Here is a 12,886-nt window from a genome sequence, read left to right as displayed (position 1 = left end):
AAATTTTGAGCAAAAATAGTTTAAAAGTAACAAAGCAGCAACGGATGATCTCTACAAAGTTTCTTAACTTTGTTGCAAATAACATATTTGTAATGCTCAAAACCGCTTTTAGTCACTATATCAATAATTTTAAAGGATTTTCAAGAGAAATTTGGATACTCGCAATTGTTACATTTATAAATCGTGCCGGAACGATGGTACTTCCTTTTCTGTCAAAATATTTAAAAGAAGACCTTCATTTTACTTATAATCAAGTTGGTTGGATTATGGTTGCGTTTGGTCTTGGGTCAATGTTAGGTTCGTGGCTGGGTGGAAAATTATCTGATAAAATTGGTTTTTATAAAATCATGATTTTTAGTTTGTTTACGAGCGGAGTTTCACTTTTCTTTATTCAATATATCACTACTTTTTGGACTTTATGTTTCGCAATGTTTTGTTTAATGACTATTGCAGATATGTTCAGGCCGGCGATGTTTGTTTCTTTGGGTGCGTATGCAAAACCCGAAAACAGAACCCGTGCTTTGACTTTGGTACGTTTAGCGGTAAATCTGGGTTTTGCTGCAGGACCTGCTTTAGGAGGTTTAATTATTATGGGAATTGGATATTCAGGATTGTTCTGGATTGATGGTGCATCGTGTATTGTTTCGATTTCGATTTTTGCCTTATTAGTTAAGGAGAAGAAAAAAACGGTGCATGAAGATAAAGCGGAAAGTGCAGCAGATATAAAATCAGTTTTTCATGATAAAATCTTTTGGGTTTTCTTATTCGTGAGTTTTGTGACGGCTATGATTTTCTTTCAGCTTTTTACTACGTTACCTTTATATCACAATGAAAAATTTGGCTTAACCGAATTTCAAACGGGTTTATTGATGACTTTAAACGGACTTTTAATATTTGCTCTCGAAATGCCAACAGTTGGTTATATGGAGAGAAAAGGTTTTCCTAAAATAAGAATAATTATTCTGGGGTCTTTTGTTATGGCTTCGAGCTTCTTTTTATTATTAATAAATGTTTGGGCCGGAATTCTTGTTATTAGTATGATTTGTATCTCGATTGGAGAGATCCTGACTTTTCCGTTTTCTAATGCTTTTGCATTAAGCCGTGCGCCACGTGGACAGGAAGGACGTTATATGGCGCTTTATACAATGAGTTTTAGTTTAGCACATATTATTAGTTCTAAAGTTGGTTTCGAGATTATCTCTCGATTAGGTTACCAAATCAATTGGCTTTTTATGGCCTGCATTGGAGTTATTGCAACGCTGTGTTGCTTTTGGATCAAAAAAGAATTGCTCAGAGAAAAAATCTCTTAAAACTAAATTTTACCACACAGGTCTATAAGATTTTATCCGGAATAATCTTGACAGCTCAAAGTTTGCAAAGCTTTTATCAAATGTAGCTTTGCGAACTTTGCGTTTTTATAAAACTACTTAATTTTAAAATCTTCGCGCGTTTTGCGGTTATTTTTTTCACTCCTATTTCAACCTCCGGATTTACAAGGCTAAAGCACTATTTTCTATACTTTAAAATCAGACCAAACGTCTTTTTTAGTTAAATAACTATATTTATAGTTGCGTAACTATAAATATAGTTGTACGTTTGAATTAAAATTAGAAAACATGCAAAAGTTAACAAACAAAGAAGAGGAAATCATGCAGATTTTATGGAAGCTCAAAAAAGCATTCGTAAAAGAAATTCAGGCAGAAATCACTGAAGACCAGCCACATTATAATACACTTTCGACTATTGTGCGTAATCTTGAAGAAAAAGGTTTTGTTGCTCATAACGCTTTTGGAAACACGCACCAGTATTATCCTGTAATAACATTGGAGGCTTACAGCAAAAAATATATGAATACTGCCATTGATAACTATTTTAATAGCTCATATAAAAACATGGTTTCATTTTTTGCTAAAGAAGAAAAAATTTCAGCAGCCGAATTACGTGAAATCCTGGCCATGATTGAAAATCCTAACGAAGAAAAATAATCCCTTATGGAAACACTTTTCATATTTATCGGAAAATCAAGTGCATTACTGGCTTTGTTTTATTGCGCTTATTATTTTTTATTGCGCAAAGAGACTTTTTTCAATAATAACAGATGGTTTTTATTGTCCGGTTTATTTACTTCGATAATCTTACCATTCATAGTTTATACTAAAATTGTCTGGGTTGCTCCTGCTCCAATTTCCAATATAAACTTTTCTGAAATTAATGAAGTGCAAAATATTGAAAATAGTGTTTTGCAAATTAATCTCAATGTAGTTTTGCTTTCCCTTTACAGTATTGGATTCCTCGCGTTATTAATAAAATTCGCTATCGATTTCTATAGTTTAAATACTGTTTTAAAAGGTAAAAAAGTAAAACAACAAGCTGATTTTAAATTCATTGATACAAATCAAAATATTGCGCCTTTTTCTTATTTCGACTATATCGTGTACAACTCATCACTGTATACTGCAATAGAATTAGAAAGTATTATTGAACATGAAAAAGTGCATAGTGAGCAAAATCATACTATCGACGTGTTAATATCAAGAATCTTTTGTGTCTTATTCTGGTTTAATCCTATAGTTTGGCTTTACAAAAAAGCGATCCTGCAAAATCTTGAATTCATTGCAGATAATGAAGCTGCACAAAAAATATCCGATAAAAAAGCATATCAATACACGCTTTTAAAAATAACAACACATGAAAACTGTGTTGCCATTACCAATCATTTTTATCAATCATTAATCAAAAAACGAATCATTATGTTAAACAAAAATCAATCAAAAAAGAGAAATTCATGGAAATTTTGTGTTGTAATTCCAGCACTTGCAGCTTTTGTACTTTTATTTCAAATTGAAGTTATTGCAAAAGAGAGACAGCAAATTATAAAAGAGCTTTCTGGAAAAATTAAATCTGTGGACGTTTATAAAATCAAAAAGAATTCTACCGATGCTGAATTAAAAGAAATCAAAGAGAAATTAAAAACAATTCATAATGTTGACTTTGAAGCTTCTGAAATTAAGAGAAATTCTTTAAGCGATTTAACATCACTTAAAATTGATATCAAAAACGGAAATCAGCAAACACAATCTATTCAGACTGGAGGAAATAAAACGATCCAGGATTTTGGAATAATTGTTACAACAGACAACGATGGCAGCAAAAAAGTAGGTATTCGTACGGCTGATGAAACAGATAAAGATCAAAAAATTGTTGCTCGCAAAAACCTGAAAAATGTTGTAAACACAAGCGATAACACTAATTCAACCACTACAAAAACCAATTCTAATTCTGATAACAATGTTAAAGCTAATTCTAATACTAATAAAAATGTTAGTGCAAACACTAGTACAACTAATGTAAATACTGATGTAAGTACAAATGTCGATAGTTCAGTCACTGTAAATGTGAATGATGATGCTAAATCAGGAACTACAGTTAAGATATCTTCTAAAAAATCAGGGTCTCAGAAAAATTTAGATCAATTAGTAATTGTAGATGGTGTCGTTATTAATGAAAAAGTAACAACTGACGATCTTCAGGAGCTAAATATAAAAAGCATGGAAATTTATAAAGGAATTGACGCAATTGTAAAGTATGGCGAACAAGGAAAAAATGGCGTTATTATAATTGAAACCAGAAAATAGTTTCAGTTTAAAAAAATCCGGATCACACGGTAAATAACCAATTATAGAAGAAGAAATAATCCAATTTTTATGGAAGCACTTTTTATTTTTATCATAAAATCGAGCGCGCTATTAGTGTTGTTTTATTGTGCTTACTATTTTTTATTAGACAAAGAAACCTTCTTCAATAGCAACAGGTGGTTTTTATTAGCCGGCTTATTCACATCATTGATTTTACCTTTTGTAGTTTTCACTAAAATAGTCTGGATCGATCCGGCGCCTGTTTCGATTTTAAATACAAATGCAATTTCAGTTCTAAACAAATCTCAGATTTCTTTCTATCGCAGTGCCGAAATAGAATCTTTCGATATTAATTGGAGTTACATTTTACTAGCCATTTACAGCATAGGATTTTTAACCTTATTAGTAAAATTTGCTATTGATTTCTATAGTTTAAATTCTGTTTTAAAAGATAAAAAAGTACAACAACAGGCAGATTTTAAATTCGTAGATATTAAAGAAAATATCGCTCCATTTCCTTATTTTGATTATATCGTGTACAACTCATCAATGTTTACGGCCTCAGAATTAGAAAATATTATCGAACACGAAAAAGTACATAGCGATCAAAATCATACTGTAGATGTTTTAGTTTTAAGAATATTCTGTATACTATTTTGGTTCAACCCGATAATTTGGATGTACAAAAAAGCGATTTTACAAAATCTTGAGTTCATTGCAGATAATGAAGCTGCGAAGAAAATATCAGACAAAAAAGCGTACCAATACACGCTTTTAAAAATAACAACACATGAAAGTTGTGTTGCAATCACCAATCATTTTTATCAATCATTAATCAAAAAACGAATCGTCATGTTAAACAAAAATCAATCAAAAAAACGAAATTGCTGGAAATACTATACTATTATTCCAGTACTTATAGCTTTTGTGCTTTTATTTCAAATCAGGACAATAGCACAAGAAAAAGAGAGAAAAGATCTTAAAGAGAATACTCAAAATGAAACTCCGGTTTATGTTTTAAAAATTCGAAAAAACACGACCGATCAAGAACTAAAGGAGATGGCCGAAAAATTAAAGAAAGATCATAATATTGATATGGTGGTATCAAATGTAAAACGAAACACTCAAAATGAGCTAACAGCTATTAAAGTTGATATCAATAAAGAGACAGAAAATGCTCAGAGCATTGAGGTAGAAGGAGATGAAGCGATTAAAAATTGTGGAATTATAGTTACAACTAAAGATGGTTTAAAAAATATTAATTTGCTTACTGATGGTTTAATTGATGAACCAGCGACTATTAGAAAACGTATTGCAGAAATAAGCCAGACGAATGGTTCTAATCTTCTTCCAGCTTCTCCTGTGTCCCCAACTCCTCCAGCTCTTCCTGCTTTCCCTACCGGACCAATGCCTCAAGCTCCAAATGCTGATATATCTAAAATGCCAAATCCCCCTATAGCGCCTGCAGATCGTAAAGATAAAGTAGCAATGGCTAAATTTGAAATAGAAATGGCTGAGTTTCTGAAAAAGATGGAAACTTTTCAGCCTGATATGTCAGCTTACGAAAAACAAGTAGAAGAAATCATGTCGCAAAGAGAAGCTGCGTACGAAAAAGAAATGGCAAAATACAATCTTGCCATGGACAAGTTTAGTAGTGATATGGACAAGCTCAATATTGAGATGGAACAAAAATATGGAAAGGATTCTAAAATATACGAAACCAGCATGAAACAACGGAACCTGGAAATGAGGAGACTGGAGATAAACAAAAGACAACACGAGAAAGATGTCCTGCTTTATGAAAGGGAACTTCAGAAAATAGAAAGACAAAATAATAGATTTTAATTTTAAACCCTCATAAATCTTAATTAAATACTCAAAAAACAGAATAAATTCCTGCGTAACATACTAGGAAAAACTCCAAGAAAGACTTTGCCCAACCGCAAAGTCTTTTTTTATATCTTTGAGGAAAATTAACCTTCCATGTATAAAATTTTAGCCAAAATAAATAAAATCCTTCTGCCCAGTTTTACCAAACAAGGTCTGGACATCTCTAAAGCCAAAAAATGGCAAATGGCTATTATTGGTTATCGTGCTTATGTTACAAAACGTGCTTTAGAATAATACAAACCTTATAGGTAAACAGTTGATTTTAAGCTCAAAAAACACTTTTTTAAGAAATAAGAAATAGCTTACTCTAAATACATTTCTTATTTCATTACATCTTTCTCATGAAAAATAAAGAATTCAATATCCCTCCTATTTACGCCGTACTTTTAGCTATTGTCAGTGTGCAATGTGGAGCCGCAATTGCTAAAAGCCTTTTTCCTGCAATTGGTGCTGCGGGAACAGCATCAATTCGAATTGGGGTTTCGGCAATAATTTTATTAATAGCCTATAGACCAAACCTAAAAGCCATTACGCCAAAACAATGGAAAATTGTAGTTCCGTACGGTTTGTCTTTAGGCGCCATGAATTTGATCTTTTATCTCGCAATAGAAAGAATTCCAATTGGTTTAGCCGTTACATTAGAATTTATAGGTCCTTTGTTAGTAGCCATTATTGGATCAAGGCGTTTAATAGATTATTGTTGGGTTTTGCTTGCAGCAACTGGAATTGTCTTAATAGCCCCCTGGTCAAATGATCGGGTCGATATATTAGGGGTTGCTTTTGCACTCTTAGCCGGTGCTTTTTGGGCAGCATATATTATTTTAGGAGGTAAAGTTTCTCAGATTATGAATGGAGGACAAGCAGTATCAACCGGAATGTTGTTTGCTGCTATTTTAATTCTTCCTGTTGGTTTTTATGAAAACGGATTGGTCAATCTTACTCCAAAACTTTTTGGTATGGGCGTTGCATTGGCATTGCTGTCAAGCGCTATTCCGTTTACGCTTGAAATGAAAGCCCTGGGTCAACTTCCTCCACGAACTTTTAGTATTTTAATGAGCTTAGAGCCTGCAGCGGCTTCTATTTGTGCCTTTTTATTTCTACAGGAAAAACTGGACCTTTATGAAGTTCTGGCTGTGTTTTGTGTGGTTGTAGCTTCTGCCGGATCAACATTGACAGCTAAAAGATAAAACTTAAAAAGATTAAAAATCAAAAATTCCAAATTCCAATTTAAAAGTTGGGATTTGGAATTTTTAATTATTGCAATTTTTATTAATACAGCTATTATTTTTTTGGCAATAATACAGTATCAACTACATGAATTACACCGTTAGACTGATTTACATCTGCAATCGTAACTTTAGCATTATTTCCGCTTTCGTCAGTGATGTATAAATCTTTTCCTTTCATCCAGGCAGTAAGAGTTCCACCGCTAACAGTTTTGAAAGTAGCTTTTCCTTTTCCTGCTTTAATTGCTTTTGCAATATCAGAAGCATTCATTTTTCCTGCAACAACATGATAGGTCAGGATTGTTTGCAACATTTTTTTGTTTTCAGGTTTCAATAATGTTTCAACAGTACCTTTTGGTAATTTATCAAACGCTGCATTTGTTGGGGCAAAAACGGTGAATGGTCCTTTGCCTTCTAGTGTTTCAACTAATCCGGCAGCTTTTACAGCAGCTACTAATGTCGTGTGGTCTTTTGAGTTTACGGCATTTTCAATAATATTTTTGTTTGGGTACATTGCAGCTCCGCCAACCATTACAGTTTTCTGTGCAAATGAAGTAAATCCAAATCCTAATGCTAAAATTGCTACGGCTAAAAATTTTCTAGTTTTCATGATTAAATATTTTAAGTTATAAGCTCATTTACGGGGTAATAATTGTTTTGGTTTTATTAAATATCTAAAAAAGATTAAAAAAAGTTGAAAAATTCACAAAGAAGGCTGTAAAACAAGCCTTTAATCCCTAAAATTATTTTTGATTATTTTTAAATTCAGAAGGGCTTTCGTCTTTTTATTATTACTAATTTTAAGTATAAAATTTAATTTTAATGGAAAATCAAAACCAATCCGATCACGGAACTAAACATATTATACAAAGTTTACTCGTAAATGTTGCCATTGCAGTATCAAAAGGATTTGCTGCATTTATGACCGGATCCGGTGCAATGCTTGCTGAAACTATTCACTCTACCGCAGATTGTGCTAATCAGCTTTTACTATTGCTTGGGGTAAAACAAGCTAAAAAAGATGCCGACTCTGAACATCCGTTCGGATATGGAAAATCAGTTTATTTTTGGTCTTTTATGGTAGCCATGCTGTTATTTTCTATTGGTGGAATGTTTTCTGTCTATGAAGGTGTGCATAAATACAACAATCCCGAACCGGTACACAATATTGGCTGGGCGATTGGAATTATTATTTTTTCAATTTTAATGGAAGGTTATGCTTTAATTTCTAACATTAAAGAAATCCAAAAACGCAAAAAAGCAATTTCATTTTTTCGTTATCTCCATGTTACAAAAGACAGCGATTTGATTATTATATTTGGAGAAAATGCGGCAGCTGTTTTAGGATTATTCCTCGCTTTAATTGCACTTTTGGTATCACATTATACAGGTGACAGCCGCTATGATGCTATTGGCTCTCTTTGTATTGGCCTTGTATTGATTGCCGTTGCAATCTTTCTCGCAAGTGAAGTAAAGTCATTATTGATTGGAGAAAGTGCTGATCCTGAAATCTTAGAAATGATACATGAAATAGCCAAGGCAGAAAATAATATCACCGAAGTATTAAATTGCAGAACGGTTCAGCAAGGCCCGGGAGAAGTTTTGGTATGCATTAAAATAAAAATTGTTCCGGATCTCAATACTCAAAGTATTAGCTTACTAATTAATGATTTCGAAGAAAAGTTACGAACAAAACGACCTGATGTAAAATGGCTCTATATTGAACCTGATTTTCAGGAATGGAAAACAATTTGAAATTAAATGTCATTTCTATATTAAAATTATTATATTTATTTAACATTTTTAGTAAAAACAGTTCTGTTCTTAATTTATTTAAAATTTGATTTATTATGATACCAAATAAAGTTAGAAGTAAAAAGTTAAGTACAAGGGTTGATTTAACCGCAATGGTCAGCGTTTCTTTTTTGTTGATTATATTTTTTATGGTTGCAACTGAATTAAGGAAACCTAAAACCGCTGATTTAAGTTTGCCTCCAAAAGATTTGGATGAAGAATGGAGTCGTGTAATTAGTTGTGGTGGAGATGCAAGCCGCATTATAACAGTTTTACTAGATGATAATGATAAAGTAATTAGTTATTCCGGACTTTTATTTACTCCAATAACAGGTCCAAAAGAATTAAGTTATGGAAAGAATGGAATCCGTAAAGAACTTTTTAGCAGAAGTAAAACTATTCATGAATATTCGGCAGCACTTGGAAAACCAAGAAACGGTCCGATTGTAATTATAAAACCAAGCAAAAAATCAAACTTTAAAAATTTAGTTGATATTCTTGACGAAATGGCGATTGCTAAAATTGAAACTTATGCGATTGTAAATGATTACACTCCTGAAGAATCAAAATTATTGGCTTCAAAATAAATATCTTTTGAAAACAAATGCCCTAGCCCTGATTGAAGTGGAAATCCTTTTTATTTTTTCCTTTAAAAAATAAAAAGATTGAAGCGCAAAGCAGGAAACAGCTCCTGATTAAACAAAAATTAATTCCTAAATTTCTAATCTCAATGCTTAAATATTGCTTTCTAATAGAAATGCACTTCTCCCGAAGCCTCGGGACACTGAGCGTGACAACTTGAAACTTAAAACAAACAAAACCTGAAACAAAATAACATAAAAAAAGTCCCACATTGCTGTGGGACTTTCTATTTAGAGGAAACTAAGAATTATTTTTTCTCAGTTTTTTCCATTTTAGCTTTCAATGCAGCTAATACATCATTGTTATCTCCTAAAGTTGCAGCTGGTGCATTTGTAGATGAGTTAGATGAAGTATTTTCAGTTTGAGTTTTTACATTTTTCTCTTCTTCTTCACGGAAGATAGCAGTGTGAGATGCAACTACTCTTTTGAATTCTTTGTTAAATTCGATTACTTTGAAATCAGCAGTATCACCTTTTTTCAATTTCTTTCCGTCTTCTTTTTCAAGGTGACGAGTAGGAATGAAAGCAACGATATCATCTCCGAATTCTACAGTAGCTCCTTTGTCAACGATTTCAGAAATTTCACCATTGTGGATAGTTCCTACAGCGAAAGAATCTTCGTATTGATCCCAAGGATTAGCAGTAGTTTGTTTGTGACCTAAAGATAATTTACGTCCTTCAACATCTAATTCTAATACTACTACATCAAGTTTCTCACCAACATTTACAAATTCAGATGGGTGTTTGATTTTCTTAGTCCAAGATAAGTCAGAGATGTAAATTAATCCATCAATTCCTTCTTCTAATTCTACGAAAATACCAAAGTTTGTAAAGTTTCTAACGATACCTGTATGTTTAGAACCTACTGGGTATTTAGAAGTAATGTCAGTCCATGGATCCTGAGTCAATTGTTTGATACCTAATGACATTTTACGGTCATCTCTATCTAATGTTAAGATAACAGCTTCAACAACATCTCCAACTTTTACGAAATCCTGAGCAGAACGTAAATGAGTTGACCATGACATTTCAGAAACGTGGATTAAACCTTCAACACCTTCAGCAACTTCGATAAATGCACCGTAATCAGCGATTACAACTACTTTACCTTTTACTTTATCACCAATGTTTAAGTTAGCATCTAAAGCGTCCCATGGGTGAGCGTTTAATTGTTTCAATCCTAATTGAATTCTTGTTTTCTCATCATCGAAATCAAGGATTACAACGTTTAATTTTTGGTCTAATTCAAGAACTTCACTTGGGTGGTTGATTCTACTCCAAGAAAGGTCAGTAATGTGAATTAATCCATCAACACCACCTAAGTCAATAAACACACCATAAGAAGTAATGTTTTTAACAACACCTTCTAATACTTGTCCTTTTTGTAATTGACCGATGATTTCTTTTTTCTGTACTTCGATATCAGCTTCGATAAGCGCTTTATGAGATACAACAACGTTTTTGAATTCGTGGTTAATTTTTACCACTTTGAATTCCATCATTTTGTTTACGTATACATCGTAGTCTCTAATTGGCTTAACGTCAATTTGAGAACCAGGTAAGAAAGCTTCAATTCCAAAAACGTCAACGATCATACCACCTTTAGTTCTGCATTTTACAAAACCATTAACGATTTCTCCTGTTTCGTTTGCAGAAATAACTCTATCCCAAGATTTGATAGTACGTGCTTTTCTGTGAGATAATACTAATTGACCAGTTTTATCCTCACGGATGTCGATTAATACTTCTACTTTGTCACCTACTTTTAGGTTTGGGTTGTAACGGAATTCGTTTAAAGAAATAACACCTTCCGATTTTGCATTGATATCAACGATAACGTCTCTATCTGTAATTCTAACAACTACACCTTCTACTACTTCTTCTTGATCTGTAGCGATGAAAGTTTTTGATACTAAGTCTTCGAATTCTTGTAAGTTTTTCTCATCTACTGCATCGATACCTTCTTCGAAGTTATGCCAGTTAAAATTTGCTAAAAACTCTTCTTGTGATTTTAATTGTTCAGACATGCTGATAAAAAATTTGTATTCTGCTTTTCTTGAGTTTCATAAAGCGATAGAAAAAACAGAAGTTGTTTTACATAAATAGTTGATACCTAATGGAAACTCTTCTCTGCCAAAAGGTTTGCAAAATTAATACATTTTTCTGTAATAGCAAAACAATTCTAAATGATTATCACTCTATTGTTCAGGAGCAGCAAATTTAAGGGTTTTCAAGGCCTGAAGTCCCGCTCTCGCTCCTATCTTTTTCTGTCTAAAGAAGCCAGAAAAAGGATACCCGCTCTATCGGGGCTAGATTAGAGGTTTTGTGGTTTTAAGAAACTATAAATTATTAGGAATTTAAACTATTTAATAACGCAAAAATAAAAATATTATAATTTACTCCCTTGTCTCCCATTCTTACTAATTTGCTTCCAAACTTCTGCGTTTGAAAATACTTGCTTCTTAAAAAACAATTGTACATTAGGAAACTCATCATAAAAACGCTCAGTCCCCATATCAAAACTTATTGTAAAATAAGATGATGAAAAAGCTTTATCGTAATCTGATGACCAAGATAAAGTGAGTGTTGAAAAATGAATTCCTTTAATTTTTTTCAAAATATTTTTTTCTACAAACACTCTTTTATTTTTGCACATTATATCAATTGAAGTGCAATTTTCCCCATCAAATTTAACATTTACTACTTCTCCTGTTTTATAAGTTACATACGCTTCAGTTAATTTCCTTTTTCCGGAAATTATTTCATCACAAATATTTCCTAATCTCGAATCATCGTAATTCAAGACTAAAGTCTCTTTGTCATCAAAAATAAATTTAACGCTTTTTGGATACTCTCCTCTATCCTTATGAGCATATATAGAAGCAAAAGCCAACAATGAAAAAATCAAAAAAAACACTTTTAAATTTCTCATAAATATTTTTATTTTTTACAATTCTTTATTCATCAAAGTAAGTAGGCTAATTTATGCAATAAGTTTTAATTACTTACTTTTACTTTATGACCATGACACTCGACCAAATAAAACTAAAAATTGAAACTTTCCATCAAAACGGACAAGTCATCAACGCCGTTTATTGGCTTTTAAAAAAGTACAACCTCAAAAACAAGAATTTAAAAAGATTTGAGTTTAGAGAAAAAGCAAAACCTGACTTTATCCTAATGACAACTGAAGGTGAATTTGGCGAACCACAAATTATCAGAATCCCAGAAAACACTTTTGAGTTTCCACTAGAACTAATGCTGATTCTTATTGTGCATGAAATGGTTCATGTCAATCAAAAAACAGCAAAACCATACGTATTGGATAAAAACGAGCGGGAGTGGCAAGCGTATTATGAAATGAACTTTCGCAATTTATTTCCGCAAGTTCCTCAAATATCTAACTTTCATAAGAAATTCTTCGCTCAAAAAGGCTTAGAATATTACAACCGAATGGGCGAAGGTTCTGAACTACAAAAAAAATACGCCATACAGAAAAAACAAGTCGAAGATTTGATTGAGTCATTGCCATAATTTTTTTAGACGCCAAACTTCAACAGGTTTTAAAAATCAATAGAACTCACTATATGTAAAGATCTGTTAATAAATAAGTTTAAAACCAAATAGAGTTAATTACATAAGAATTTTATGTCTTATTTTGATAGTTTTGAGATTATTTAAACCGTTTCGGGACAAATGC

General features: G+C 32.3%; 12 protein-coding genes. 9 read left to right on the top strand and 3 right to left on the bottom strand.

All coding sequences use genetic code 11. The features are described from left to right. Positions 1 to 92: 92 nt before the first annotated feature. The 6 genes from NJT12_RS04550 (at position 93) to NJT12_RS04525 (ending at position 6,712) form a co-directional block, all read left to right on the top strand. Complete coding sequence (locus tag NJT12_RS04550) at positions 93 to 1,310, top strand: MDR family MFS transporter (protein WP_271334718.1); 1,218 nt, start codon at positions 93 to 95, stop codon at positions 1,308 to 1,310. Between the two features lie 306 nt (positions 1,311 to 1,616). After that, positions 1,617 to 1,985 (top strand): BlaI/MecI/CopY family transcriptional regulator, encoded by a 369-nt coding sequence (locus NJT12_RS04545; protein ID WP_271334717.1) that lies wholly within the window; start codon positions 1,617 to 1,619, stop codon positions 1,983 to 1,985. 6 nt (positions 1,986 to 1,991) lie between these two features. Then, the gene (locus tag NJT12_RS04540; RefSeq protein ID WP_271334716.1) at positions 1,992 to 3,635 is read left to right on the top strand and encodes a M56 family metallopeptidase; all 1,644 of its coding nucleotides are present in this window, start codon (positions 1,992 to 1,994) and stop codon (positions 3,633 to 3,635) included. A 69-nt stretch (positions 3,636 to 3,704) separates the two neighbouring features. Beyond that, the gene (locus tag NJT12_RS04535; protein WP_271334715.1) at positions 3,705 to 5,480 is read left to right on the top strand and encodes a M56 family metallopeptidase; all 1,776 of its coding nucleotides are present in this window, start codon (positions 3,705 to 3,707) and stop codon (positions 5,478 to 5,480) included. Between the two features lie 138 nt (positions 5,481 to 5,618). Beyond that, positions 5,619 to 5,759: an SsrA-binding protein gene (locus NJT12_RS04530; RefSeq protein ID WP_264537765.1), complete on the top strand. Its 141-nt coding sequence runs from the start codon at positions 5,619 to 5,621 to the stop codon at positions 5,757 to 5,759. A 107-nt stretch (positions 5,760 to 5,866) separates the two neighbouring features. Further along, a complete protein-coding gene (locus NJT12_RS04525; protein ID WP_271334714.1) occupies positions 5,867 to 6,712 on the top strand; it encodes an EamA family transporter in 846 nt (281 codons plus the stop codon). Between the two features lie 94 nt (positions 6,713 to 6,806). Here the strand turns inward: NJT12_RS04525 and NJT12_RS04520 are convergent, their stop codons facing one another. Continuing rightward, positions 6,807 to 7,361 (bottom strand): fasciclin domain-containing protein, encoded by a 555-nt coding sequence (locus NJT12_RS04520; protein WP_271334713.1) that lies wholly within the window; start codon positions 7,359 to 7,361, stop codon positions 6,807 to 6,809. Between the two features lie 212 nt (positions 7,362 to 7,573). Here NJT12_RS04520 and NJT12_RS04515 point away from each other — a divergent pair, with 212 nt between their 5' ends. Beyond that, entirely contained in the window at positions 7,574 to 8,506 is a 933-nt protein-coding gene (locus NJT12_RS04515; RefSeq protein WP_271334712.1) for a cation diffusion facilitator family transporter, read from the top strand. A gap of 95 nt (positions 8,507 to 8,601) precedes the next feature. Further along, positions 8,602 to 9,132: an ExbD/TolR family protein gene (locus tag NJT12_RS04510; protein WP_271334711.1), complete on the top strand. Its 531-nt coding sequence runs from the start codon at positions 8,602 to 8,604 to the stop codon at positions 9,130 to 9,132. Between the two features lie 302 nt (positions 9,133 to 9,434). On the opposite strand, the gene rpsA is transcribed toward NJT12_RS04510, so the two are convergent. After that, positions 9,435 to 11,213 carry a 30S ribosomal protein S1 gene (gene rpsA, locus NJT12_RS04505; protein WP_271334710.1) on the bottom strand — a complete coding sequence of 593 codons (1,779 nt, stop codon included), beginning with the start codon at positions 11,211 to 11,213 and terminating at the stop codon, positions 9,435 to 9,437. Positions 11,214 to 11,575: 362 nt separating this feature from the next. Further along, positions 11,576 to 12,118 (bottom strand): hypothetical protein, encoded by a 543-nt coding sequence (locus NJT12_RS04500; protein WP_271334709.1) that lies wholly within the window; start codon positions 12,116 to 12,118, stop codon positions 11,576 to 11,578. A 92-nt stretch (positions 12,119 to 12,210) separates the two neighbouring features. Between NJT12_RS04500 and NJT12_RS04495 the strand changes: the two genes are divergently transcribed. Continuing rightward, positions 12,211 to 12,720: a hypothetical protein gene (locus NJT12_RS04495; RefSeq protein WP_271334708.1), complete on the top strand. Its 510-nt coding sequence runs from the start codon at positions 12,211 to 12,213 to the stop codon at positions 12,718 to 12,720. The last annotated feature ends 166 nt before the right edge of the window (positions 12,721 to 12,886 follow it).

The sequence above is a fragment of the Flavobacterium azizsancarii genome (assembly GCF_027980145.1).
In the GTDB taxonomy this organism is placed as follows: domain Bacteria; phylum Bacteroidota; class Bacteroidia; order Flavobacteriales; family Flavobacteriaceae; genus Flavobacterium; species Flavobacterium azizsancarii.
Note: the sequence above shows the minus strand (reverse complement) of the source record. Positions and strands in the feature narration are given on the sequence as shown.